Source organism: Bradyrhizobium sp. CB1717, assembly GCF_029714325.1.
Lineage (GTDB): Bacteria > Pseudomonadota > Alphaproteobacteria > Rhizobiales > Xanthobacteraceae > Bradyrhizobium.
This window is the reverse complement of sequence record NZ_CP121666.1, coordinates 5,862,787-5,888,809: the sequence shown is the minus strand read 5'-3', so window position 1 is coordinate 5,888,809 and position 26,023 is coordinate 5,862,787. Positions and strand designations below refer to the sequence as shown.

The following is a 26,023-nucleotide window of genomic DNA, read 5'->3' as shown; positions in this document are numbered from 1 at the left end:
GCGGAACGTCACGCGGCGTTCACGTAAAAAACAGCGGACGTGATTGCATGCGTCACTTTTTCAGGGCTAATTTGAGGTTGAGCTGCCGGCGAAGCAGCGTCCGCCGTGGAGGAAATGAATGTCAGCGGAAAGACACAAGACCGGGACAGCCGGCGCATCTACGGTCGATATTTCCGCACTCCGCGCGCGCTATCGCGACGAGCGCGACCGCCGTCTGCGCGCCGAGGGCAAAGCCCAGTACGTCGAGGCCACCGGCGAATTCGGCCGCTATCTCGACGATCCCTGGGCCGATCCGGGCTTGGCGCGCGAGCCCGTCAGCGAACAGACCGAGGTGTTGATCGTCGGTGGCGGCTTTGGCGGCCTGCTCTGTGGCGCGCGCCTGCGCGAAGCAGGCATCGCGGATTTTCGTATCGTGGAAAAGGCCGCCGATTTCGGCGGCACCTGGTACTGGAATCGCTATCCTGGAGCTGCCTGCGACACCGAAAGCTACATCTACCTGCCGCTCTTGGAAGAGACCGGCTACATGCCGGTGCGCAAATATGCGCGGGCGCCCGAGATCTACGAGCACTCGCGCCGCATCGGCCGGCACTTCTCGCTCTATGAGCGCGCGCTGTTTCAGACCGTGATCTCGCGCATGACCTGGCAGGAGCAGGAGGCGCGGTGGCTGGTCGAGACCGATCGCGGCGACCAGATCCACGCGCGCTTCGTCATCCTGGCCGGGGGCCCGCTGAGCCGCCCGAAGCTGCCGGGCATTCCCGGCATCGAGACGTTCAGGGGGCACAGCTTCCACACCAGCCGCTGGGATTACGCCTACACCGGCGGCACCGCCGAGGGTGATCTCACGGGCCTTGCCGGCAAGCGCGTCGGCATCATCGGCACCGGCGCCACCGCCGTGCAATGCGTGCCGCATCTCGGCCGCTCCGCGAAGGAGCTCTATGTCTTCCAGCGCACGCCATCGGCGATCGGCGTGCGCGACGACCGTCCGACGGATCAGGCCTGGGCGCAAAACCTCAAGCCCGGCTGGCAGCGCGAGCGCATGGACAATTTCACCGCGGTGATCTCGGGCGAGCCGTTCGAGCAGGATCTGGTGCAGGACGGCTGGACCGGTCTCCTCGGCGAGATCCTGCTGGCCCCGCGCCGGCAACCGCAGCCGGTGACCTCGATGGAGGAGGCGCTGAAGGTGATCGAGCAGGCCGACTACCGCAAGATGGAAGAGATCCGCGCTCGCGTCGATACCGTGGTGAAGGACGAAGCAGCCGCGGCCGCGCTGAAACCCTGGTACAAGGCGTTCTGCAAGCGGCCGTGCTTCCACGACGAATATCTCGACACGTTTAATCAACCCAACGTGCATCTCGTCGACACCAAAGGGCAGGGCGTCGAGCGCATCACGGAGAATGCCGTCGTCGTCGACGGCAAGGCCTATGAGCTCGACTGCCTGATCTATGCCAGCGGCTTCGAGGTCGGCACCGATTACGCGCGCCGCATGGGTTTTGAGGTCTACGGCCGCGACGGCACCAGCTTGTCCGAGCGCTGGCGCGACGGCGTCAAGACGATGCACGGCTTCTACAGCCGCGGTTTTCCGAACTGCTTCCTGATCGTCACGGTGCAGGCCGGCCAGAGCGCCAACTTCCCGCACATCATCGACGAGCAGTCGCAGCACATCGCCTATGTCATCGATCAGGCGTGCAAGCGCGGAGCCAGGACGCTGGAGCCGACGCTCGCCGCCGAGAACGCCTGGGTCGAGGAAGTGGTCAAGGCCGCGATCGGCCGCCAGACCTATCTCGCCGAATGCACGCCCGGCTATTACAACAACGAGGGCGTGTTCGATCCCATCGCCGCCAGAAACAGCCAATACTGGCGCGGGCCGGTGGCGTTCCTGCGGATGCTCGACAGATGGCGCAAGGAGGGCAATCTGGACGGACTGGAATTGACTTACGGGACCGCCGCGGAGGTCCGGGCTTGAGCGACATGATCCCGGCACCTTCAGGTGCCACGCGGCTCCACGTCATCGTCGGCGATCCCATCGCGCAGGTGCGCTCGCCCGCGGGCGTGTCGGCCGCCTTTGCCGCGCGCGGGCACGACGGCATTCTCGTGCCGGTTCAGGCGGCGCCAGGGGATTTGGCCGATTTCCTCTCGGTGGCAACGCGGCTGAAGAACCTCGACGGCATCGTCGTGACCATCCCGCACAAATTCGCCTGTTACCAGGCCTGCACGAGCGCGACGGCGCGCGCGCATTTCCTGCGGACCGTGAACCTGATGCGCCGCCGTCCCGACGGCGCATGGCATGGCGACATGGTGGACGGCCTCGGCTTCGTCGGGGCGGCGCGGGCTAAGGGGATCAACCCTGCGGGCATGAGGGCGCTGCTTGTCGGCGCGGGCGGTGCGGGCTCGGCGATCGCGCTCGAGCTGGTCGAGGCCGGGGTGAGCGAACTGGAGATTCATGACAGCCTGACTGAGCGCCGCGACGCCCTGATCGGCCGGCTCAACGGCCTCGGCAAGGCGCCCGTGCGGGCCGGCACCTTGGACCCCGCAGGCTTCGATTTTGTCGCCAATGCGACGCCCGCAGGGATGAAGGATGGCGATCCGCTCCCGGTCGATGTGGCGCGGCTTGCGCCATCCGCCTATTGCGGCTGCGTCATCACCAAGCCCGAGGTCTCGCCGTTCATCGCAGCCGCCCGCAAGCTCGGCTGTGTCACGGGGACCGGCACGGACATGTACCAGCAGCACCAGAGCATCATGGTGGATTTCCTGCTGGGAACGGACGAGGCGTGACCGCTGGTGTCAAGGGCTTTGCTTGGATTGATTGTAGCCATCGGGACTTGAGCGATTGCAACTGACGTAGGATCATGCGCTGGCGCGAGCCGGTCGCGCACCAGCAAGAGGAACGCGCAATGATCAAGGGCAGGATAGTCGCAACGGCGGTGATTGGCGCGACCGCGCTGCTACTCTCCCTGCCTTCGGCCGAGGCCGCACAATGCGGCAGCTCGCCGGCTGGCTTCGAGGCCTGGAAGCGCGAGTTCAGCGCGGAGGCGCAAGGAAAGGGTATTGGCCAGACCGCGATCTCGGCCTTGATGCAGACCAACTACGCCAGCGCCACCATCGCCGCCGACCGCGGCCAGCGCAGCTTCTCGCTGTCGCTCGACCAGTTCCTGGCCAAGCGCGGCGCCACCACGATCGTCGCCAAGGGGCGGCAGCTCAAGCAGTCGCAGGCCGCGCTGTTCGCCTCGATCCAGCAGCGCTATGGCGTCCCGCCCGGGCCGCTGATCGCGATCTGGGGCATGGAGACCGGCTTCGGCAGCCAGCGCGGCAACCAGAACATGCTGTCGTCCATCGCAACGCTCGCTTATGATTGCCGCCGTCCCGAATTCTTCACCGACCAGCTCTATGCCGCGCTGAAGCTGATCGACCGCGGCACCCTGTCGGGATCGACCCGCGGCTCCATGCATGGCGAGGTCGGCCAGACCCAGTTCATGCCCAAGAACATCCTGGCCTATGGCACCGGCAATCTCGAGGTCGCTGCCAACGCGCTGAACTCGACTGCCAATTTCCTCAAGGCCCACGGCTGGCGTGCGGGAGCCGGTTACCAGCCGGGCGAACCGAATTTCGCTGCGATCGAGGCCTGGAATGCCGCCGGCGTCTATCAGAAGGCAATCGCCTTGATGGGTCGGCAGATCGACGAGGGGGGAGGGGCGGCGGCCTCGCGCTGACGAGAGCCCGTTTCGAACGTCCACTTCGCTCGAAAACGCTCTTACTCAGCAAGGCGTGATGCACTGGTGCGAGAAAGTTGTTGCACTTGGGAACCGACGGCACGAGGTTTGCTTTGATCCGTTTCAGGGCTGGGCATGAGGAGACTCAACTATGGCAACCCAGATCGTGATGGACCAGACTGGCGACACCCGCCACGAGTTTGATCCTGGCAATGCCGAAGCGCTGGCGCGAGCCGAGCAGCGCTTTCGGGAGCTGACCGGAGCCGGCTTCACCGCCGCCTTCCGAACCGGACCCGGCGAAGTTACCCGTATCAAGTCGTTCGATCCGACCGCGCAGGAAACGCTGTTCTATCCCCGCTTGGTCGGCGGCTGATCTGAGCTGCTCATGTTCGCGGCACTCTGGTTCCGCGCGCCCGCGCGTGCCCGGTTGCACGCGCTGCGCGAACTCTACCGGCGCTTCTTCGGCGAGAACACGCCCGATGCGCGGGGCCGCCGGCTGCTGGCCGAGTGGCTGACGCCGGAGCAGCGCGCACAGTTCGAGCAGCACCGGTATTTCGACGTCATCGGCTGCGATACCGGCAAGCGGTATCGCATTCATTATGGCACTGCCGCCAACGTCCACGAAGTCGACGATGTCGGTCACGCGACGATGGGGTGGTGCTTCGTCCCGTCAGGCTTCCTCGTGCCCGGCGACGTGATGCTGGCGCAGAAGATCGCGCTCGAGACGGACGAAAAGGGGGCGCTTGCGCTCGCCAACAGGTTTCCGCCCGCGACGCATTCAGAACATTTTTACCGGCGGCCGTTTTAGGGCGCCGGTGCGACGCACTCAGTAATGCGTGGTGCGATAGGCATCCAGCGCATGCGCCGCAAAGATGCCGATACTGCAGAGGGCGAGGAGGGCGGAGATCAGCTCGATCATAGCTCGTCCTCCCGTGGCGACTGCGCGACGAGGTTCTGGCAGCAGGCATAGTCGTAGATCAGGTCGAGGAGGAATTGCATGGTGGCCGTCCCTGTATTTATTTTGACAACGACTTAACCGGCCATCTGTTTCAGGCGTGTTTCGTCGCATCGGAAAAGAGGTTTCGCGGGGGAACCCTGGGCTGGCTTGTTCGCGGCGGAGCCGTTACATCGCAATTTCGCTAAATCCCTTGAACCGCGCACTCCCGGCAGTGGCGTACGATATTGCGAGGCAAAATCATGGCGCAGGTCGAATGGTTCGACGATCTCACCATTGGAATGCGGTTCAAGTCGCCCGAGGTGGTGGTCACCGAAGCGGACATCAAGCGCTTCGCCGCCGAGTACGATCCGCAGCCGATGCATCTCGACCATGAGGCGGCGAAGGAGACCCTGTTCAAGGGGCTGGCTGCCTCGGGATGGCACACTGCCGCGATTGCCATGAACCTCGCGATCCAGTCCCGCCCGTTTGGCCCGCATCCGCTGATTGGCGCCGGTGTTGATGGGCTGCGCTGGACCATGCCGGTGCGGCCCAACGACCGCCTGCATCTGGTCGGGGAGGTCATGAGCCTGACGCCTTCGAAGTCGAAGCCGCAGGGCATCGCGCTGGTGAAATGGACGATGTTCAACCAGAACGACGAGGAGGTTTACACCTTCACCCCGATCGCGATCGTACCGCGACGCGGGTAGGGCCTGGCCGTTGTCTCGCCCGCGGCCCGAAACCCTTGCGAGCGGTCGGCAGAGGTGGTCATCTCGGCGTGGGGAACGCGCTGGAGGCTGACATGCAACGATCTCTTCTCGCCGCCGGAATTCTCGTGGGCGCCTTGAGCGCAGCCTTGAGCTCGAGGCCCGCGCTTGCGCAACAATCCAAGGTCGGCGACTGGACCATCGAGAAGCGGACGCAGGACACGCATTGCAATGCGAGCCGCGGCTACAAGGACAAGGAGGACGAGAACCGCGACTACGTCATTGTCATCACCTATTCCGACAAGGCCATCGTCATCGTGATGATCTACGACGGCTGGGAGTGGGACAAGGTCGGCGAGATCCTCCGCGCCGATGTCGGCACCGATGATGCCGACATCATGAAGAAGGCGAAGTGGGAAGTCATGGACAAGACCACCGTGCGCGGCATCTTCGAGTACGACCAGTCGATCATGGACCGCCTCTCCAAGGCCAAGCGCCTCACGCTCGATTTCGAGGATGACGACGACGACAGCATCGAGATGCAGATCCCGCGCGCTGGCGAGGCGCTCGCCGCGCTGAAGTTCTGCGAGGAGAACCGGAAGTAACTTGCCGACGCCGGCCGCGAAGCCGGTTCGGTATTCGGCGTGCTCGCCTTTCACCGGGTCAACGAGACGGTCTTTCGCAAGACCGTGCTCGTTCTGTTGCTGATCTCGGGGATTTCCCTGATCTAACGCCTTCGACTTAGTGTCCCTGGACTTCGTGATGAAGCCCCTGAACCGGCGCTGCGCTGGTGTCGCTGCTGTGATGCACCAGCGGCTTGTTGCCGGTGATGGTTCTGAGCAGCACATAGAACACCGGCGTCAGGAACAGGCCGAACACGGTGACGCCGATCATGCCGGAGAACACCGCAACGCCCATCGCCCGGCGCATCTCCGAGCCGGCGCCGGTCGAGAGCACCAAGGGCAGCACGCCCATGATGAACGCCATCGACGTCATGAGGATCGGACGCAGTCGCAACCGGCTCGCCTCGATCGCCGCCCGGATCGGCGTGCGTCCGGCGAATTCGAGCTCGCGCGCGAATTCGACGATCAGGATCGCGTTCTTGGCGGAGAGGCCGACGAGCACGATCAGGCCGATCTGGGTGAAGACGTTGTTGTCGCCCTTGGAGAACCAGACGCCGAACATCGCGGCGAGCAGGCCCATCGGCACGATCATGATGATCGAGAGCGGCAGGGTCAGGCTCTCGTAGAGTGCGGCCAGCACCAGGAACACCAGCAGGATCGCCAGCGGGAACACCCAGATGCCGGAATTACCGGCGATGAACTCCTGATAGGTCAGGTCGGTCCATTCGAAGGCGAAACCGGGCGGCAGCGTCTCCGCTGCGATCCGCGTCGCCGCCTCCTGCGCCTGTCCCGACGAGAAGCCGGGCGCGGCCGCCGCGTTGATGTCGGACGACAGGAAGCCGTTGTAGCGGATCGCGCGCTCCGGCCCCGCGCTCTGGCGGATCTTGAGCAGCGCCGACAATGGCACCATGTCGCCGGAGGACGAACGCACCTTCAACTGCCTGATGTCGTCGGCGCGGGCGCGGAACGGCGCGTCGGCTTGGACTCGGACTGAATAGGTGCGGCCAAACTTGTTGAAGTCGTTGACGTAGTAGGAGCCCAGGTAGATCTGCAGCGTGTTGAACACTTCCGTCACCGGCACGCCAAGCTGCAGCGCCTTGGTGCGGTCGATGTCGGCGAACAGCTGGGGCACGTTGACCTGGAAGCTCGAGAACACGCCGGCGATCTCCGGCGCCTTCTGCATCGCCGCCATGAACGCCTTGGTCGCCTCGTTCAGCGCGTCATAGCCGAGGCCGGCGCGATCCTCGATCTGCAGCTTGAAGCCGCCGATGGTGCCGAGGCCGTTGACCGGCGGCGGCGGGAACATGGCGATGAAGGCTTCCTGGATCCCGGCGTATTTCTTGTTCAACTCGGCCGCGAGCGCGGGACCGCTGAGCGCGGGATCCTTGCGCTCGTCGAACGGCTTCAGCGTCGAGAACACGATGCCGGCATTGGACGAGTTGGTGAAGCCGGAGATCGACAGGCCGGGGAAGGCGACCGAGCTCTCGACGCCGGGCTGGGTCAGCGCGATGTCGCTCATCTTGCGGATCACCTCTTCGGTGCGGTCGAGCGTTGCACCATCGGGCAGGCGGGCGAAGCCGACGAGGTACTGCTTGTCCTGACCCGGCACGAAGCCGCTCGGGACCTGCTGGAACAGGAAGGCGGTGAGGCCGACGAGCACCACATAGAGGCCCATCACTGCGGCCTTGCCCGAAATGACCTTGGTGACAGTGCCGCTGTAGCTCTCCGACGAGTAAGTGAACGCCCGATTGAAGCGGCGGAAGAACAAGCCAAGGCTCTTCTCCATGATGATCGTGAGCTTGTCCTTCGGCTCGTTGTGCCCCTTGAGCAGCAGCGCCGACAGCGCCGGCGACAGCGTCAGCGAATTCACCGCCGAGATCACGGTCGAGATCGCGATCGTCAGCGCGAACTGCTTGTAGAACTGGCCGGTGAGGCCGGAGATGAAGGCCAGCGGCACGAACACCGCGATCAGCACCATCGCGATCGCGATGATCGGCCCGGACACCTCGCGCATGGCCTGATAGGTGGCATCGCGCGGCGACAGCCCGGCCTCGATGTTGCGCTCGACGTTCTCGACCACGACGATGGCGTCGTCGACGACGATGCCGATGGCGAGCACGAGGCCGAACAGGCTGAGCGCGTTGATGGAGAAGCCGAACACGTGCATCACCGCGAAGGTGCCGACGATCGACACCGGCACGGCCAGCAGCGGAATGATCGAGGCGCGCCAGGTCTGCAGGAACAGGATCACCACAAGCACCACCAGCGCGATCGCTTCCAGCAGGGTGTGGATCACGGCCTCGATCGAGGAGCGCACGAACTGGGTGGGGTCGTAGACGATCTGGTAGGACACGCCCTCCGGCATGTTCTTCTTGATCTCGTTCATGGTGGCGCGGACGTTGTCGGAGATCTGCAGCGCGTTGGAGCCGGGCGCCTGGAAGATCGGGATCGCCACCGCCTGCTTGTTGTCGAGCAGTGAGCGCAGACCGTATTCGGACGCGCCAAGCTCGATGCGCGCGACGTCGCGCAGGCGAACGACCTCGCCGCGCGTACCGGTCTTGACCACGATGTCGCCGAACTGTTCTTCGTTGGCGAGACGGCCTTCCGCATTGACGGAGAGCTGCAGGTCGATACCCCTAACGTTGGGGGAGGAGCCGACCACGCCGGCGGCGGCCTCGACGTTCTGCGCCTGGATCGCCTTGACGATGTCGCTGGCGGTCAGGCCATGCTCGGCCGCCTTCTGCGGATCGACCCAGACCCGCATCGAATAGTCGCCGGCGCCATAGAGCTGGACGTCGCCGACGCCGTCGATCCGCGCCAGGCGATCCTTGACATTGAGCACCGCGTAATTGCGCAAGTACGTCATGTCGTAGCGGCCGTTCGGCGACAAGAGATGCACGACCATGGTGAGGTCGGGCGAGGACTTCTTGGTGATGATGCCGAGCTGGCGAACCACGGCCGGCAGGCGAGGCTCGGCCTGCTGCACGCGGTTCTGCACCAGCTGCGTCGCCTTGTCGGGGTCGGTGCCGAGGCGGAACGTCACCGTCAGCGTCATCGCGCCGTCGGTGGTCGCCTGGCTCGACATGTAGAGCATGCCTTCGACGCCGTTGATCTGCTCCTCGATCGGCGTCGCCACGGTCTCCGCGATCACCTTGGGATTGGCACCGGGATAGGTCGCGCGCACCAGCACCGAGGGGGGCACGACGTCGGGATATTCCGAGATCGGCATCGCGAACAGCGAGATCAGGCCGGCGAGGAAGATCAGGACCGACAGCACGCCGGCGAAAATCGGACGATCGATGAAGAACTTTGAGAGATTCATGGTCTTGCCCCTGGGCAATATCGTGCGGTTCTCCGCCAACTCCCCCGTCATTCCGGGGCGTGGGCGAAGCCCGCGAACCGGAATCCAGAGGTGAAGTCATCGGAGTTTCAAAAGCTCGGGATTCCGGGTTCGCGCTATGCGCGCCCCGGAATGACGGCAGGTATCAACGTTGCACCACGTCCTGGTTACTGTGGTTGGAAGCCTGCTGCGGACCACGCGCGCCCATCGCCGCGATCTCGGTCTTGAGAAGGGCGCCCGGACGCACGCGTTGCAGACCGTTCACCACGATACGGTCGCCGGGCTTCAGCCCCTCGGTGACAATGCGCAGTCCGTCGACCGCACCGCCGAGCGTGATCGGCCGGTAGACCGCGCGGCTGTCGTCGCCGACCGCCATCACGAACTTCTTGTCCTGGTCGGTGCCGATCGCGCGCTCGTCGATCATCACCAATGTCTGCTGCTTCGGCTGGCCCATGCGCACGCGGGCGAACTGGCCGGGGATGAGACGCCCGTCCTCGTTGCGGAACACCGCGCGGACGCGGATCGTGCCGCTTTGGCCGTTGACCTGGTTGTCGATGAGCTGGATGTGGCCCTTCGCCGAGAGACCGCCCGACGTCGCCATCTCCACCGGGATCTGGTCGAGCTTGCCGCGTTGGCCCGAGCCGTCTGCAATCGAGTTCAGCGCGCGCAGCACGACCTCTTCGTCCGCATCGAAGGACGCGTAGATCGGATTGACCGAGACCAGCGAGGTCAACACCGGGGAGGCGGTGCCGGCGGCGACGAGATTGCCGACGGTGACCTCGATCTTGCCGACGCGGCCGTCCACCGGTGCGCGCACCTCGGTGTAGTCGAGATTGAGCTTTGCGGTCTGCAGCGTCGCTTCGGCCGCCTTGACGTTGGCAATCGCCTCGCGATTGGCGTTGTCGCGCTGGTCGTAATCACGCCGGGTGACCACGGCGTTACCGACGAGCTGCGCACCGCGCTCGAGCTCGCTCTGGGTGAACACGACGCGCGCTTTCGCAGCTTCGAGCTGGGCGGCGGCCTTGTCGACCTCGGCCGCATAAGGCGCCGGGTCGATCTTGAACAGCACATCGCCGGCCTTCACCAGCGCGCCTTCGGTGAAGTTGGTCGACAGGATCGCACCGGCCACGCGCGGGCGAAGCTCGACGCGTTGGATCGCCTCGAGCCGGCCGGAGAAATCATCCCACAGCACGGTCTGCTTGGGTTCGATCAGCGCGACCGTGACGGGGACGGCCTGTTCGGCCGCAGCCGCCGTTGCGGTCGCCTGCGCGGCATGGAAGTAGCGGCCGGTCGCGATCGAGCCGGCCACGGCGAGGGCGCCCACGATGGCGACGCCGCCGAGAAGGCGGCGGATACGGCCGGCGCGGGAGGTGTTTTGGGAGGGGGGCATTTGCGCGCTCCAGATATGTAGTGTTCACTACAGATGTGGATCTGGATATCGCAGCGCAAGATACTTATGTACCGTTCGCTAAGAAAATTGTAGCCGCTTACCGCAAGAATTGGAAGGCGAAAGAGAAAATAAAGCGAGAACAAGTAGATAGCATCGGGCGTTGATTGGGGCGAAGCGCCGATTGTGAGGAGACCAAAGACATGGGCATGGGACGCCCCCGCGAATTCGACGCCGAATTGGCGTTGGACCAGGCGATGGAAGTGTTTTGGCGCCATGGCTATGAGGGCGCCACGATCGCCCAGCTCACCGAGGCCATGGGCATCAACCCGCCCAGTCTCTACGCCTGCTTCGGCAACAAGGAAGGCCTGTTGAAGGCCGCGCTCGACCGCTACACCAAGCTGCGCGGCGCCTGGATGGACGAGGTGGTGGCCGCACCCACCGCCCGCGAGGTCGCCGAGCGGATGCTGATGGGCATCGCCGACAAGCAGACCGATCCCGCCAACCCGCCCGGCTGCCTGCTCGTGCAAGGCGGCATCGCCTGCGGCTCCGGCTCCGAGAACGTCCCCTTCGAGCTCGCTGCCCGCCGCGCCCAGAACGAAGACCAGCTCCGCGACCGCTTTGTCCGCGCCAAGGCGGAGGGCGATCTCAGGGAAAGCGCCGATCCCGCCGCGCTCGCGCGCTATGTCTCGGCAGTGTCGGTCGGGATGGGCGTGATGGCATCGTCCGGCGCTGATCGCGAAGCGCTGCGGCAAGTGGCTGATGTCGCCGTGCAGGCGGTCGAGGCGCAGTCGGCTGACCGAACCTGATTCATCGCGGCTGCGCCGGCGGCGCAACGAAGCCGCCGAACTCGCGTTCGATCAGTCCGGCCAGTGCAATCGTCGTGCGGTCCTCCAGGTAAGGCCCGATGATCTGGACGCCGATCGGCAGGCCTGACGGCGTGCGCTCGATTGGAACGGCGGTTGCGGGTAGTCCGCAGGTCGAGGCGGGATCTGCCCAGATGAAGCACGCGTCGGAGTAATTGTAGAGCTTGCCGTCGATGTCGAACTTCCGCGCGTCGAACGGCTCGGAATGGTCGTGTGGAAAGGCCGGCACGGCGGCGACGGGATAGATCACCGCGTCGAACTCGCGGAAGAACTGATACCACTTCTGTTGCAACTGAAGGCGGGCTGCGTCGCTCGCCAGCCACTCGCGATGGATCATGCCCCAGCCGCGGGCGCGCTCGGCTTGCAGACTGCGGTCGTCGGGCGCGAGTGCCGCGGCAATTTCTTGTGCTTCCGCGAGTGCGGCCGCTGTCAGGCGTGGACTCCTCGCGCCGTTCAGCAGCTTCATGTAAAGCCGCGCGGATTCGGCGAGATCGGGCAGCGACGTGCTCGCGCGTGCGACATGTGCGCCTGATCGTTCGAGCCGTTCGGCCAACCGTCCGATGGCCGAGCGCACGGCGTCCCCCGTCGGCATCAGCGGATGGGTGTCGATCACCAGGATCCTGAAATCCCCGAGATGCTCATGCCGCGAGGTGGGCAACGCAAGGCGATAGCCGACGCCGTCGCGTGTCTCGTCGGGGCCGGCAATCACGTCGAGCGCCAGCGCCAGGTCCGAGGCGGTGCGCGCCATCGGCCCGACGACGGCGAGATCGCCCTGGCCGGGCACGGGCGGCGCCGGCGGCAAACTATATCCGCGCAGCGGGACCAGGCCGAGGCTCGGCTTGTGTCCGAACACGCCGCAGAAATGCGAGGGCACCCGGATCGAGCCGCCGATATCCGAGCCGATCGAGAGCGGACCGAACCCTGCGGCCAGCGCCGCTCCGCATCCGCCCGAGGAGCCGCCGGGCGAGCGGCCGAGATCCCACGGGTTGTTCGTCGTCCCGTGGATCTCGTTGTAGCTCTGGAAGTCTCTGAGGCCGATCGGGATATTGGTCTTGCCGATGATGACGGCGCCCGCCGCCTTCAGCCGCGAGACGACGAGGGCGTCCTCGGCCGCTTGGAAATCCCTGAAGTGCGGAAAGCCCCACGTCGTCGGCAGGCCGGCAACGTTGAACGGTTCCTTCAAGGTCACGGGGATGCCGAGCAGCGGCAGCCGCTCGCCGCGGCCGAGCGCGGCATCGGCGGCGCGGGCGGCGTCTCTGGCGCGATCGAAATCACGAACAATGATCGCGTTGATCGGCCCGTCCAGCACCTCGATGCGGGCGATGGTGTGCTCGAGTAGTTCCGAGGCAGATATCTTGCGCGCGTGCAGGGCGCCGAGGAGTGCGCCGATCGAGCCGTAGGTCAGGTCAGTGGCGTCTGCGGTCATCACGCGCTCCATTGTGTCCCGCAGACCTTGTAGCCCGGATGGAGCGTAGCGCAATCCGGGACATGTCTCGATGCCGGACCCCGGATTACGCTATCGCTCCATCCGGGCTACGGAGACGCGCGCTGAAGCGGGCGTCTCGAACCATGCAGGCCGTGCTCGCCCGGCAGCTTTCAGGACGCTTCCTTCAGCACCGGCGCGGCGGATTCCTCCGCCTTCAGCTCCTCGAGACTGCGATGCCGTGGCTCAATGCCGAGCGCCCAGACCGTGATGATCTGCACGACCAAGAGTCCGATCATCAGCGCCATCACGCCGGCTACGCCGCGCGACTCGAACAATGACACGACGAGGAACGGCGTGACGATCGTGGCACCGCGCCCCAGCGTATTGACGATGCCCGAAGCGCGCAGGCGGACCTCGGTCGGAAACAGCTCGGGGATGTAGATGCCGAACAGCAGCGCGACCAGGACGTAGATCGGCACCGTCAGCGCGAAGCCCACGGCCGGCAGCAGGATCGGGTCGGAGATCATGGGGTAGAGAATGCCGAGCACGACCGCGATCAGCGAGGCGCCGATGATGGTCGGCTTGCGGCCCCAGCGGTCCGCGGTCAATGCACCGATGGCCGAGCCGATGGGCGCACCGAGCGCCATCAGCAGCGAATAGCCGAATGAGGTTGCGATCGAGAGGCCCTGCTTGACGAAGAACACCGGCAGCCAGGTCACGAAGCCATAGAGCAGGGTGTTGATCGTGATCAGGCAGACCGCGCCGACGATCATTCGCGACAGCAGGGGCGCAGTGAACAGCGTGCCGAGATCGGGGGCTACGGGGGCCGGTATCGTGGGCGTCGGCGCGGGCAGGGGCTGGCCCTGCGCGGCCTCCTTCTCGATGGCCTGCATCAAGGCTTCCGCCTCGGCGGTGCGTCCCACGGCTTCGAGCCAGCGCGGGGATTCCGGCAGCGACTTGCGCATGTACCAGACGACGAGCGCGCCGACGCCGCCGAGCACGAACATCGAGCGCCAGCCGAATTGCGGCACCAGCACGGATGCGATCAGCAGGGCCGCGGGCAGGCCGGTCACCACGCACACGGCGGTGAAGCCGAGCCATTTGCCGCGGGTGCGGGCGGGCACGAACTCGGTCATCGTCGAATAGCCGACGACGTTCTCCGCACCTAAGCCAACGCCCATCACGAAGCGGCAGGCGATCAGGAAGGCCATATTCGGCGAGAACGCCGCGGCGAGAGAAGCGAGGCCGAAAAGCAGCAAATTGAACTGATAGGTGAAGCGGCGTCCGTAACGGTCGCCGAGGAAGCCGGTGCCGAACGATCCCAGCATCATGCCGACGAAGGTCGCCGAGATGAAGGCGGCGTTCTGGGCAAGGGTCGAAAAGCCCGTCTTCAGCGTCACGCTGAGCACGGTCCCGGCGATATAGATGTCGAAACCGTCGAAGAACATGCCGATGCCGATCAGCAGCATGATGCGGCGATGGAATGGCCCGATAGGCAGCCGATCAAGACGGCCGCCTGCGTTCACCGATGTCGACATGTACGCTCTCCCTTGACTGTTGTTCTGGTTGATGCGGCCCGCCTTCTGTGAGCGATCTGCCGCGTGCAGTGTCTGCTAGTTGAGGCGCTTCTGATTGGCCGTGTCGCGGTACCAGTCGAACGGCTGCTCGTGGGTCGCGACCATCACGCTCTTGGTGTTGAAATGGTCGTTGAAGCTCTCGGTGCCGCATTCACGGCCGATGCCGGAATCGTCGACGCCGCCCCAGGGCGAAGCGGGGTCGAGCCGGTGGTGATCGTTGATCCAGACGATGCCGGCCTTGACGTTTGCGGCGACACGGTGGGCGCGCGCGACGTCGCGGGTGCGGATCGCGGCGGCGAGGCCGAAGGGCGAGTCGTTGGCTAACCGCAACGCATCGGCCTCGTCCTTGAACGGTGTCACCGAGGTGAAGGGACCGAACACCTCTTCCTGGAAGATACGCATGTCGGATTTGACGTCGGCGAACACCGTCGGCTCGACGAAATAGCCGTTCTCATGGCCCGGCACCTTCGCGGCAACGCCGCCGGTGACGAGACGCGCGCCGTCGGCGTGACCATAGCCGGCGTAGGCGAGAACGCGGTCGCGCTGCTTGGCCGAGATCACGGGACCCATTTGCGTGCTCGGGTCGAAGGGATCGCCAACGCGGATCATGCGGGTCTTGGCCTGCAGCTTCTCGACGAATTCGTCATAGATCGAGGCCTGGACCAGATGGCGCGAGGCGCAGACGCAGGTCTGGCCGGCGCCGATGAAGGCGCCGAATGCGGCATAGTTGACGGCGCGGTCGACGTCGAAGTCGTCGAACACCATCACCGGCGTCTTGCCGCCGAGCTCCATGGTCTGGTGCGCGAACACTTTTGCGGCCGCGCTGCCGGCGATGCGGCCTGCCTCGGTGCCGCCGGTCAACACCAGCTTGTCGATGTCGCCGTGCTCGGCCAGCATCTTGCCCGTGCTCTGGCCGAGGCCGAGGACGATATTGAAGACGCCGGGCGGAAGGCCCGCTTCGGTGAAGATCTGGGCCAGCTTCAGCGTCGTCAGCGGCGTGTATTCGGACGGCTTGACCACGGTGACGCAGCCGGTCGCCAGCACCACGGCGAGCGACTTGCACAGGATCATCAGGGGATGATTGAACGGCGTGCAGTTGGCGACGATGCCGATCGGCGTGCGCAGCGTGTAGTTCAGATACGCGCCTTCGACAGGGATCACGGAGTCGCGGCGCGACAGCGCGACGCCGGCAAAGTAGCGGAAGAAGTCGGGCAGGCGGGAGAGTTGGGCGCGGGTCTCGTTGACCGGGCGGCCGTTGTTGAGGGTCTCCAGCCGGTACAGGCTTTCGAGATTGGCCTCGAACGCATCGGCGAGCCTGTTGACCAGTCGGGCGCGCGCACGCGTATCCATGCCGCCCCAGGCCTTGCCTTCGAACGCGGCGCGCGCGCTTTTCATGGCGCGGTCGATGTCTTCGGCTGTCGAATTGGGAATGCGGGCGATCACGTCGCCGGTCGCGGGATTGCGGATGTCCAGCATTGCACCATTGCCGGCTTCGACTTCACGTCCGTCTATGAAATTGCCGTGGATTTCGACGTCGATCGACGCGGGTTTCGATGGGATGTTCATGACGACCTCTCTTCCACGATGACGGCGTTGCGCTTGAGCGCCGGCAGAACGCGTTTTTCAGTGGCCCCGATATGGGCCTTGATGATGCGCGCGGCGGTTCGCGTCTCGCGCTTCTGCATGGCGTCGATCAAAGCGACGTGCTCGGCGACGAGCTTTGCCGGATCGTGGCCCTTCAGATTGGAGATGCTGACCCGGACCAGACGGTCGGCCTGACCGATCAGGTCGCACAGCGCGGTGGCCATGCGGCGATTGCCGGACGCATGGGCGAGTGCGGTATGGAAGCTGCGATTGTAGGCGATGAAGTCTTCGTGGTTGCCGGAGAAGCGGCGGAATTCGTCGAGCGACTTCAAGACGCTGTCGGGCGCGCTCTCGATGGCTTCGGCGACGCAGGCCGGCTCCAGCGCAAGACGGAAGCGCAAGAGGTCGCGGGCGTCCGAAAGCGAGATCGGCGTGACCCGATAGCCCTGGCGCGGCTGCACCGTGACGAGGTGCTCGCGCTGCAGCCGCAGGAGTGCATCCCGGACCGGTTGCCGGCTCACGTCATAGCGCTCGGCGAGGTCCTGCTCGCGCATTTCACCTCCAGGCGCAAGACGACAAGCTAAAATATCAGACCTGAGGCGGTCATAGATATCTTCGCGCAAAAGCATCATATTTCTTGTCTCCTTGGCATTAATATCTCAGTCGTGATATTTCACGTCAAGAGCTGAAAGCTTGAATTCCCTGACAGTTGATTTATCAGTCAGGGCCTTCGGGGCGCGCGAACGACCGATGAAGTGAGGGAAAGACCGCACATGGACAGGCTTCTTGCCAACGGGACCGTCAACGCCGCGCAATCGGGCGAGGGGCCGCCGCTGTTCCTGTTCCACTCGCTGTTGTCGGACCGGGCGAGCTTTGATGCGATCGTGCCGGAGCTCGAGAGGTCGTTTCGCGCCATCGTGCCGGAGTTGCCGGGGTTCGGCCGCTCACGCGCGGTCGAAGGCGGCCTTGCTGCGGTCGCGGACCGGATGGCAGAGGCTGTGAAAGACGCCGCGGGCGGTGCGCCGGCGATCGTGCTGGGCAATGGCTACGGCGGCTTCGTCGCCTTGCAGATGGCGATCCGGCATCCTGATATCGCGAGCAAGCTCATTCTCGCCGACAGCGGTGCGGCGTTCTCCGAGCCCGGCCGCGAGGCGTTTCGCAACATGGCGAAGGCGTCGCGCGAAAAGGGGCTGCAGGCCATCACTGACGTCGCGATGCGGCGCCTGTTCGCGCCCGCGTTTCAGGAGCAGCACCCCGAGCTGATGCGGGACCGTCGTGAAGCCTTTCTGCGGACGGACCCCGACGTATTTCGCGCCGCGTGCGACGCGTTGGCGAGCCTGGATCTCCGCGCCGAGCTTGCCGCGGTCAAGGTTCCGGTTCTCGTTCTGGTCGGCGAGCACGACGAGGCGACGCCTCCGCCGATGTCGCATGAGCTGGTCGCCGCATTGCCGCGCGCCGAACTCAAGATCATTCCGGGTTGCGCCCACGTGCCGCAGCTTCAATCGCCGTGGCAGTTCCTCGAAGCGCTCGAGGGCTTCCTGATCTGATCTGTGCTTGGCGGCAGCGATGGCTTCCGAACGGTTAATGGCGAAGCGCGATGGCATTCACGATCGCCGATCATGCCGTCGTGTGCCTGTTTCGCCCGACGTGTCAAACGTCCGCGCCGACGAGCTTTGCGTTATGCGGAACGAAATTCTTCAATGATTTGTACTGTGCATGGGGTTGTTTTCGCATTTTTGTTTAAGCGCCTCCGGGGCCGCATCAGCCGTCGGAACCCGTATCGAGACGGCCACCCCTAAGAGTTTTTACACACAGTTCTGGCACGCTCCGCGCGTCAATATCCGCAACCTGCATCGTCGCCTCTCATTGCGCGCACGATAAAGACAGGACCCGCGGGGATCGAGGGGGCGTAAGCCATGACTGCACTAGCTTCGGACGCCGGTCGCGCCAGGGGTGGGATCGTGCCGATCCTGTTGTGCGTCGTGCCATTCAGCCAGATTCCGCTCGATGCCTATACGCCGGGCCTGCCGCAGATGGTGGTGGACCTCGCGACCGATTCCGCCTCGATGCAGAACACTGTCACCGCCTACATGCTCGGCATGAGTCTGGCCCTGGTACCTGTCGGCATCGCCTCCGACACGCTCGGCCGCCGCAACGTCCTGCTCGCGGGGCTGTCGGTGCTGATCGCGATGAGCATCGCCTGCGCGCTCGCTACCAGCGCCTCGCTGCTGCTGGGCTTGCGCTTCCTGCAGGGCATCGGCGGCTGTACCTGCCTCGTCGTCGCCTATGCTGTCGCCGCTGATTGCTTCCGCGGCCGCGAACTCACTGCGATCTCCGGCCTGCTGGGTGCCGCCTGGGGGCTTGCGCCGGTGCTGGCGCCGGCGGCCGGCGGCTTCATCGTCGAGCTGACCTCGTGGCGTGGCGTCTTCGTCGTCATCGCCATTGCCGCCGCCATCGTCGCCGCGATCGTCGTATTCCTTCTGCCCGAGACACTGCAGGCCGATCGGCGCGCGCCGTTCGATCCGCGCCGCACCGCTGGCATCTTGCGCGATGCACTGGTGCGTCCGGGCTTCCTGGCATTCGTGCTCGTCTTTGCTGCGGCAGCCAGCGCGCAGCTCGCGTTCGGCGTGGTCGCGCCGTTCTTCTACCAGACCGGCCTCGGCTATTCCGCCGCCATCTACGGCCTCGTCGCGCTCGGCCTTGGCGGCGTCAATCTCGCCGGCGAGCTCGGCTGCGCGCATTTCGCGCGCTTCATGCCGGCCCGCGTGATGGGCTTCGGCGCCTTTGCGCTGTTTCTCGCAGGCTCGGTGGTCCTGACCGTAACCGGCATGACCCTCGGTCTCGATTTCATGTCGATCACGATCGGCGGCGCGCTGGTGCTCGGCGGCTGCGGCGTGCTCTGTCCGATGATGTACGGCATGGCGCTCGGCCTGTTCGAGCGCGACCACGGCCTGATCGGCGGCCTCATCAGCGCGCTCTGCTATCTCGCCGTCAGCGGCGCCATGGCGATCGCGGCGGTGCTGCCCGAGGCAACGCAGGCACCGATCGGATGGCTCTATCTCGGCCTCTGCGCCGTCGCCGGCACGCTGCTTGCGATCTCGCTGCCCTCGGCGCGGCAGGCCACGCAACCTTAAGGAAGGAACCAGATCATGGCGACTGTTGGTATTCGCGGCACGTTCTTCGACTTCGTCGACGACCCCTGGAAGCATGTCGGCAACGAGCAGGCCGCAGCCCGCTTTCATCAGGATGGCCTCATGGTCGTCACGGACGGCGTCATCAAGGCGTTCGGCCCCTATGACAAGATCGCCGCCGCGCATCCAGGCGTTGAGATCACCCATATCAAGGACCGCATCATCGTCCCCGGCTTCATCGACGGGCACATCCATCTGCCACAGACCCGCGTGCTCGGTGCCTATGGCGAGCAGCTCCTGCCGTGGCTGCAGAAGTGGGTCTATCCGGAAGAGCTCAAATACCGGGATCGCAACTACGCGCGCGAAGGCGTGAAGCGCTTCCTCGACGCGCTGCTCGCCTCCGGCACCACCACCTGCCAGGCCTTCACCAGCTCCTCGCCGGTCTCGACCGAAGAGCTGTTCGAGGAAGCGGCGCGCCGCAACATGCGCGTCATCGCGGGCCTCACCGGCATCGATCGCAACGCGCCAGCCGATTTCATCGATACCCCCGAGAACTTCTATCGCGACAGCAAGCGGCTGATCGCGCAGTACCACAACAAGGGCCGCAACCTCTACGCCATCACGCCGCGCTTCGCCTTCGGCGCCTCGCCGGAACTGCTGAAGGCGTGTCAGCGCCTCAAGCACGAGCATCCGGACTGCTGGGTCAACACCCACATCTCCGAGAACCCGGCCGAATGCAGTGGCGTGCTGGTCGAGCATCCCGACTGTCAGGACTATCTCGGCGTCTACGAGAAGTTCGACCTTGTGGGACCGAAATTCTCCGGCGGCCACGGCGTCTATCTCTCCAACAACGAGTTCCGGCGCATGTCGAAGAAGGGCGCGGCGGTGGTGTTCTGCCCGTGCTCGAACCTGTTCCTCGGCAGCGGCCTGTTCCGCCTCGGCCGCGCCACCGATCCCGAGCATCGCGTGAAGATGTCGTTCGGCACCGACGTCGGCGGCGGCAACCGCTTCTCGATGATCTCCGTGCTCGACGATGCCTACAAGGTCGGCATGTGCAACAACACGCTGCTCGACGGCAGCATCGATCCGGCGCGCAAGGACCTTGCGGAAGCCGAGCGCAACAAGCTCTCGCCGTATCGCGGCTTCTGGTCGATCACGCTCGGCGGCGCCGAAGGCCTCTACATCGACGACAAGCTCGGCAATTTCGAGCCGGGCAAGGAAGCCGATTTCGTCGCACTCGATCCGAACGGCGGGCAGATCGCGCAAGCGTGGCACCAGTCGCTGATTGCCGACGGCGCTGGCCCGCGCACGATGGACGAGGCCGCGAGCATGCTGTTTGCCGTCATGATGGTCGGCGACGACCGCTGCGTCGACGAGACCTGGGTGATGGGCAAGCGTCTCTACAAGAAGAGCTGAAGCGGACGGCCGCCTATGAGCGCATCTCCTGACACAGCCGGCCAGCCGGTCGCCCTCGTCATCCAGCGCCGCATCGCGGACGATGGCTTTGCCGCATTCGCGCGGTGGAACGGCGAGGTGGGTGAGGTGCTCAAGACCTGGCCCGGCTTCCTCAGCCAGGAGGTGGTGCCGCCGCAGCCGCCCGCGCATGTGGACTGGGTGACGATCGTGCGCTTTGCGAGCCCGGCCGCCGCGCGCGCCTGGCTCCAGAGCGAGGTGCGGGCGAAGCTGATCGCGGATGTGCAACGCTTCTTCGTCGGCTCGGAGGATGTTCATATCCTGCCCGACACCGGTGTTCAGCGCGACAATGCAGTCTCCGCCGTGATCTCGTTCAAGGTCCCTGATGGGCTCGAGGACGCGTTCCTGAAATGGCAGCAGCGCATCCAGGCCGCCGAGGCCGAGTTCAAGGGGTTTTTGCGCCACAAGATCGAACGGCCGATTCCAGGCCTGCATGATGAATGGATCATCATCCTGTCGTTCGACAGCGATGCCAATCTCAATGCCTGGCTCGACTCGCCGTTGCGGCAGACGCTGCTGAAGGAGGGCGCGCGCTTCAACGCCGGCATGAATGTGAAGCGGGCGAGCTACGGCTTCAATTTCTGGTTCCCCGCTGGCAAGACGCAGGCCCCGGAGCAGGGGCCGGGCTTCATCTGGAAGAGCAACCTGATCGTTCTCCTTGTACTCTATCCCGTGGTGTACCTCTGGGGCTATTTCATCAGCAGGCCGCTGATCGACGTCCACGGCGTGCCGGTCTGGCTGTCGCTGTTCGTCGGCAATCTCGTCAGCACCCAGTTGCTCGGCTGGTGGCTCGTGCCCGCCGCCTTTAGGGCGCTCGGCTGGTGGGTGGCGCCGAAGGCGGCGATCAGTCGCCAGATCGCGGGCTACGTGCTACTTGCCGCGCTCTACGCCGCGTCGATGGGCCTGTACGCGCTGCTGCTCGCGTGGCATTGGGGACGGTGAGGCCGTCCACCGTATTGTCGCGGAGAGGGGCGGTCTCTGGACATCGACGACCATGTTCGCCCTGACATTTCTCGGCACCTCGGCGAGCGTTCCCTCGGCGGAACGCAACCATCCGGCTCTTCTGGTGGAAGCCGCGGGCCAGCGCCTCCTTGTCGATTGCGGTGAGGGCACGCAGCGCCAGCTGCTGCGCAGCGGCGCCGGCTTTCGACGGCTCGACCGCATCCTGCTCACGCACGCGCATCTCGATCACGTGCTCGGCATTCCCGGCCTGTTCTCGACACTGGGCTTGCGGCAAACCTCCGACGTGATGACCATTCACGGCGGGGAAGGCACGCTCGATCTCGTCATCCGCATGCTCGCGGGCTTGTGGGGCGCGGGCAGGGCGCCGATCCCTGTGCAGTTCGCAGCCCTGAGCGAAGGGCAGGTCATCGACGCCGGCGACTTCACCATCGACTGCTTTCCGGTTCGCCACCGCGACACCGACAGTTTTGGTTTTGTCTTCCAGAGCCCCGCGCGTCGGCATCTTCAGTCCGATCGTCTCGCGGCGCTCGGTGTCCCCGACGGTCCCTTGCGCGGCGAATTGGCTGCCGGGCGGCCAATCGTCATCGATGGCCGCGCGATCGATCCGGAGGATGTGCTGGGACCGCCGAGCGGCGGCAAAAAGCTCGTCGTGATCGGCGACACCGAGACGACGGATGAGCTGTCCAAACATGTTGCCGACGCCGACCTGCTGGTGATCGAGGCGACGTTCCTCGATCGCGACGCGCCGACCGCGCGGAATTACGGCCATCTCACCGCGGCAGAGGCGGCCTCCTTTGCGGCTGCAAACGGCGTCGGCCAGCTCGTGTTGACCCATATGTCAGGGCGCTACGAAGACGAGGAGATTCTGACTGAAGCGGCAAGGATCTTTCCGAGCAGCCGGATCGCCGCCGACTTCGACCATGTGGTCATCTAGTCGCCGCGCCCCGTGTTCAGCTCGACAATCCCGACTTGATCGCGAGATCCTGCGCCTGGTTCGTCACCTGCACCAGCCGCGGCAGCGCCTGGTCGCGAAAAGACGGCATGTCCATTCGCATCGCATCGACGGTGACGCTCAATCCGGCGATCACCAGACCCTGCGCGTCGAAGATCGGCGTTGCCAGCGTGCGCAGGCCATAGGCGTTCTCGCCGTCGGAGACGGCATGGCCCTTCTTCTTCACCTGATCGAGCCGGGCGAGCAGGGCATCGAGGTCGGTGAGCGTTCGCTCCGACAGCTTGACGCGGGGGCGCAGCTCGAGCCGCGTGATCTGCTCGTCGCGCGCCAGATGCGCCAGCATGACATGGCCGAGCGCGGCGCTGTACGCGGGGATGCGCGTGCCCGGCCGGCGATCCATCTTGTGGCGGTCGAGGCCGGCACCGACGCGCGCAAGATAGATCACGTCTCCGCCGTCGAGGATGCCGAGCGAGGCAGCGTCGCCTACCGCAGGCACGAGTTCGCGCAGCAGCGGCTCGACGATGGTCCGCAAGGATCCGTGCGACAGCACAGTGTAGCCGAGATCGAGACAAGCGACGCCGAGGCGGAACCGGCGGCTCTGCGGAACCGCCTGGAGGTATTCGAGTTCGATCAGGGTCTGGATCAGGCGGAACGCGGTGCCGCGATCGAGATCGGCCCGTGCGGCAATCTCACTCAGGGTGAGCTCGAAGGCCTCGCTGGTGAAACTCTTGAGCACGGCAAACGCTTTGCCGACCGAAGCGACGTAATTCTTTGGATTTTTCGGGGTCGCTGCAGGTTTGCGCTTTGTGGCCTTGCTCGCAGTCTTGCTATCAGTCTTGGCCATGCCCGAATGCCCCGCCATGACAGCCGCCCTTGACGCGGCGGCAGCCTGCTCTTACCAACGGGGCAGATCATAACAAATGTTCGCATTCCGAACAATATCGATTTGACGATCGGAGGAAGTTTGTCGACATCATCGCTGCACCCTCATGGCGTGTTCTCCGCCGCGTTGACGCCCCTCGACGCCGAGCTCGCCCCCGATCATGCGCGCTTCGTCGCGCATTGCCGTTACTTGCTGGACGAAGGCTGCGACGGCATCGCGCTGCTGGGGACCACCGGCGAGGCGAATTCCTTCTCCGCGGCCGAGCGCATGGCCCTGCTCGAGGCGGCGGTCGCCGCGGGCATCGCGCCGCAGCGGCTTCTCCCCGGAACGGGCGTCGCCGCGCTCACCGAGACCATTGCGCTGACGCGTCACGCGCTCTCGGTCGGTGTCGATACCGTGGTGATGCTCCCGCCGTTCTATTACAAAGGCGTCAGCGACGACGGCGTCTACGCGTCTTACAGCGAGGTCGTGCAGCGCATCGGCGATGCCAGGCTCAAGGTCGTGCTCTATCACATCCCGCAGATGTCGGCGCAGCCGATCTCGCACGCGCTGATCGAGCGGCTGCGCAAGACCTATCCGGCCATCTTCACCGGTATCAAGGATTCCTCGGGCGACTTCGCCAACATGACCGCGATGGTCGAGCGCTTCCCGGGCTTCTCGGTTCTCGTCGGGGCCGATCCGCTGCTGCTGCCGCTACTGCGCAAGGGCGGGGCAGGCTGCATCACCGCGACCTCGAACCTCATCGCGCGCGACCTTGCCTATGTCTACAAGCACTTTCGCGACAGCGATGATGACGCGGCGCTCAAGGCGGCGCAGGCGCGTATCGTGAAAGCGCGCGAGCTGGTCTCGCGGTTCCCGCAGATGGCCTCGCTGAAGGCGATCGTCGCCGAGCGCACCGGCCATGCCGGATGGCAGCGCCTGCGGCCGCCGCTGGAATCCTTGCCGTCGGCCCAGGTGAAAGAGTTGCTTGCGGATGCGGCTGCATTCGCAGCCGCCACCGTCTAGAGTCAGCCCGGACGACGAGGCGAACCGATGTCCGATGCTTTCCAGGATGCGCTGGCCGGGCTCGCCGCTATCGTCGGCGACAAGCACGTCGTCGCGTCCGGGCCCGACCAGGAGCCTTATGTGGTCGACTGGCGCGGGCGCTATCACGGCCGTGCGGTGGCGGTGGTGAAGCCCGGATCGACGGCCGAGGTCGCCGCAGTCGTCAAATTCTGCGCCGCGAGGCGGCTCGCGATCGTGCCGCAGGGCGGCAACACCGGCATGTGCGGGGCGGCGACGCCCGACGATCACGCCGGCAATGTCGTGATCCGGCTCGATCGGATGCGCACTGTGCGCGACGTCAGCCCGCTCGCCAACACCATCACGGTGGAGGCCGGCTGCATCCTCGCGGAGGTGCAGAACGCGGCGCGCGACGTCGATCGCTATTTTCCCCTGAGCCTTGGCGCCGAGGGCTCGTGCCAGATCGGCGGCAACATCTCGACCAATGCCGGCGGCACCGCCGTGCTGCGCTACGGTCCGACGCGCGATCTCGTGCTCGGCCTGGAAGTCGTGCTGCCCGATGGTCGCGTCTTCAACGGGCTGCGCGCGCTGCGCAAGGACAACACGGGATACGCGCTCAAGCAGCTCTTCATCGGCGCGGAGGGCACGCTCGGCATCGTCACCGCGGCGGTGCTGAAGCTTTTCGCGCCGCCGCGCAGCTCGGCCCTGGCGCTGTTGAAGCTGCAGGGCGTCGAGCAGGCGCTCGAGATCATGCAGCGCCTGCGCGGCGCAGTCGGCGACCGGCTCGGCAGCCTCGAGATCATGTCGCGCTCGCAGATCGAGGCGATCGCCGCGACGGTGCCGCATGTCACCATTCCCTTTGAGCTGACGACGCCATGGTATCTGATCGTCGAGCTGACCGACACGCTCGCAGGCGTTGACCTCAACGAGCCGCTGGCCGCCGTTCTCGCGGATGGGATAGAAGCGGGGCTCGCCGAGGACGCCATATTGGCCTCCAATCTGGCACAGGCAAAGGCGATCTGGGCTGTCAGGCACAGCGTGTCCGAAGGCAACAAGCGCAGCGGTTACGTGGTCTCGCATGACAGCGTGGTACCGCTGGAACGCCAGGCGGCTTTCGTCAATAATGTCGAAGCCCGGATCAAGGCGGCCGTCCCGCATGCGAATGTCGTGATGCACGGCCATATAGGCGACGGTAACATCCACGTCGTGGCCTTGATTGACCGGGTGCATTGCCAGGACCCGGAAGCGACGGCGAGGCTGGTGGCTGAGATCAACGAGATCGTCGATGACGAGACCGCGGCGCAGGGTGGGGCGATCAGTGCCGAGCACGGCATCGGCATCACCAATCGCGGCCGGCTCGCGCGTGTCGCCGATCCGCTCGATATCGAGCTGATGCGCGACATCAAGCGCTTGCTCGATCCGCGTGGCCTGATGAATCCCGGCAAAATCTTCAGCGCGGGAGCCTGAC

Annotated in this window: 22 protein-coding genes; 15 read left to right on the top strand and 7 right to left on the bottom strand. The window is 65.3% G+C overall.

The window, feature by feature from the left end; translation table 11 throughout:
* Nucleotides 1–118 precede the first annotated feature (118 nt).
* The 7 genes from QA649_RS28115 to QA649_RS28085 all read left to right on the top strand — a co-directional run bounded on the left by QA649_RS28115 (nt 119) and on the right by QA649_RS28085 (nt 5,953).
* Nucleotides 119–1,963 (top strand): NAD(P)/FAD-dependent oxidoreductase, encoded by a 1,845-nt coding sequence (locus QA649_RS28115; protein ID WP_283020043.1) that lies wholly within the window; start codon nt 119–121, stop codon nt 1,961–1,963.
* 5 nt (nt 1,964–1,968) lie between these two features.
* Nucleotides 1,969–2,772, top strand: a complete 804-nt coding sequence (locus tag QA649_RS28110) for a shikimate dehydrogenase (RefSeq protein WP_283026115.1) — start codon at nt 1,969–1,971, stop codon at nt 2,770–2,772.
* A gap of 119 nt (nt 2,773–2,891) precedes the next feature.
* On the top strand, nt 2,892–3,707 hold the full coding sequence (locus QA649_RS28105) for a lytic murein transglycosylase (protein WP_283020042.1): 816 nt from the start codon (nt 2,892–2,894) through the stop codon (nt 3,705–3,707).
* A 151-nt stretch (nt 3,708–3,858) separates the two neighbouring features.
* A complete protein-coding gene (locus QA649_RS28100; protein WP_008137329.1) occupies nt 3,859–4,080 on the top strand; it encodes a hypothetical protein in 222 nt (73 codons plus the stop codon).
* 12 nt (nt 4,081–4,092) lie between these two features.
* Nucleotides 4,093–4,515: a hypothetical protein gene (locus QA649_RS28095; protein WP_283020041.1), complete on the top strand. Its 423-nt coding sequence runs from the start codon at nt 4,093–4,095 to the stop codon at nt 4,513–4,515.
* Nucleotides 4,516–4,904: 389 nt separating this feature from the next.
* Nucleotides 4,905–5,351, top strand: a complete 447-nt coding sequence (locus QA649_RS28090; protein WP_283020040.1) for a MaoC family dehydratase — start codon at nt 4,905–4,907, stop codon at nt 5,349–5,351.
* Nucleotides 5,352–5,443: 92 nt separating this feature from the next.
* Nucleotides 5,444–5,953 carry a hypothetical protein gene (locus tag QA649_RS28085; protein ID WP_283020039.1) on the top strand — a complete coding sequence of 170 codons (510 nt, stop codon included), beginning with the start codon at nt 5,444–5,446 and terminating at the stop codon, nt 5,951–5,953.
* Nucleotides 5,954–6,089: 136 nt separating this feature from the next.
* Here QA649_RS28085 and QA649_RS28080 read toward each other — a convergent pair whose 3' ends face one another.
* A complete protein-coding gene (locus QA649_RS28080; RefSeq protein ID WP_283020038.1) occupies nt 6,090–9,293 on the bottom strand; it encodes a multidrug efflux RND transporter permease subunit in 3,204 nt (1,067 codons plus the stop codon).
* Between the two features lie 163 nt (nt 9,294–9,456).
* A complete protein-coding gene (locus tag QA649_RS28075) occupies nt 9,457–10,701 on the bottom strand; it encodes an efflux RND transporter periplasmic adaptor subunit (RefSeq protein WP_283020037.1) in 1,245 nt (414 codons plus the stop codon).
* Between the two features lie 200 nt (nt 10,702–10,901).
* Between QA649_RS28075 and QA649_RS28070 the strand changes: the two genes are divergently transcribed.
* Entirely contained in the window at nt 10,902–11,507 is a 606-nt protein-coding gene (locus QA649_RS28070; protein ID WP_283020036.1) for a TetR/AcrR family transcriptional regulator, read from the top strand.
* A 1-nt stretch (nt 11,508) separates the two neighbouring features.
* Here the strand turns inward: QA649_RS28070 and QA649_RS28065 are convergent, their stop codons facing one another.
* The 4 genes from QA649_RS28065 to QA649_RS28050 form a co-directional block, all read right to left on the bottom strand.
* Complete coding sequence (locus QA649_RS28065) at nt 11,509–13,002, bottom strand: amidase (protein ID WP_283020035.1); 1,494 nt, start codon at nt 13,000–13,002, stop codon at nt 11,509–11,511.
* Nucleotides 13,003–13,160: 158 nt separating this feature from the next.
* Nucleotides 13,161–14,528 carry an MFS transporter gene (locus QA649_RS28060; protein WP_283020034.1) on the bottom strand — a complete coding sequence of 456 codons (1,368 nt, stop codon included), beginning with the start codon at nt 14,526–14,528 and terminating at the stop codon, nt 13,161–13,163.
* A 75-nt stretch (nt 14,529–14,603) separates the two neighbouring features.
* On the bottom strand, nt 14,604–16,133 hold the full coding sequence (locus tag QA649_RS28055; protein WP_283020033.1) for an aldehyde dehydrogenase: 1,530 nt from the start codon (nt 16,131–16,133) through the stop codon (nt 14,604–14,606).
* Nucleotides 16,130–16,780 (bottom strand): GntR family transcriptional regulator, encoded by a 651-nt coding sequence (locus QA649_RS28050; RefSeq protein WP_283026114.1) that lies wholly within the window; start codon nt 16,778–16,780, stop codon nt 16,130–16,132. The genes QA649_RS28055 and QA649_RS28050 overlap by 4 nt, the downstream gene beginning before the upstream one ends.
* Before the next feature lie 144 nt (nt 16,781–16,924).
* Here QA649_RS28050 and QA649_RS28045 point away from each other — a divergent pair, with 144 nt between their 5' ends.
* From QA649_RS28045 to rnz, 5 genes are all read left to right on the top strand, one after another.
* On the top strand, nt 16,925–17,698 hold the full coding sequence (locus QA649_RS28045) for an alpha/beta fold hydrolase (protein ID WP_283020032.1): 774 nt from the start codon (nt 16,925–16,927) through the stop codon (nt 17,696–17,698).
* A 369-nt stretch (nt 17,699–18,067) separates the two neighbouring features.
* Nucleotides 18,068–19,285, top strand: coding sequence for a multidrug effflux MFS transporter (locus QA649_RS28040; protein ID WP_283020031.1), 1,218 nt, complete (start codon nt 18,068–18,070; stop codon nt 19,283–19,285).
* A 15-nt stretch (nt 19,286–19,300) separates the two neighbouring features.
* On the top strand, nt 19,301–20,698 hold the full coding sequence (gene guaD / locus QA649_RS28035; RefSeq protein ID WP_283020030.1) for a guanine deaminase: 1,398 nt from the start codon (nt 19,301–19,303) through the stop codon (nt 20,696–20,698).
* Between the two features lie 15 nt (nt 20,699–20,713).
* Complete coding sequence (locus QA649_RS28030; protein ID WP_283020029.1) at nt 20,714–21,697, top strand: antibiotic biosynthesis monooxygenase; 984 nt, start codon at nt 20,714–20,716, stop codon at nt 21,695–21,697.
* A gap of 52 nt (nt 21,698–21,749) precedes the next feature.
* Nucleotides 21,750–22,652, top strand: a complete 903-nt coding sequence (gene rnz / locus QA649_RS28025; protein WP_283020028.1) for a ribonuclease Z — start codon at nt 21,750–21,752, stop codon at nt 22,650–22,652.
* Nucleotides 22,653–22,668: 16 nt separating this feature from the next.
* On the opposite strand, the gene QA649_RS28020 is transcribed toward rnz, so the two are convergent.
* Complete coding sequence (locus QA649_RS28020) at nt 22,669–23,514, bottom strand: IclR family transcriptional regulator (RefSeq protein WP_283020027.1); 846 nt, start codon at nt 23,512–23,514, stop codon at nt 22,669–22,671.
* Nucleotides 23,515–23,634: 120 nt separating this feature from the next.
* Between QA649_RS28020 and QA649_RS28015 the strand changes: the two genes are divergently transcribed.
* Nucleotides 23,635–24,558, top strand: a complete 924-nt coding sequence (locus QA649_RS28015) for a dihydrodipicolinate synthase family protein (protein ID WP_283020026.1) — start codon at nt 23,635–23,637, stop codon at nt 24,556–24,558.
* A 27-nt stretch (nt 24,559–24,585) separates the two neighbouring features.
* Nucleotides 24,586–26,022 carry an FAD-binding oxidoreductase gene (locus QA649_RS28010; RefSeq protein ID WP_283020025.1) on the top strand — a complete coding sequence of 479 codons (1,437 nt, stop codon included), beginning with the start codon at nt 24,586–24,588 and terminating at the stop codon, nt 26,020–26,022.
* The last annotated feature ends 1 nt before the right edge of the window (nt 26,023 follow it).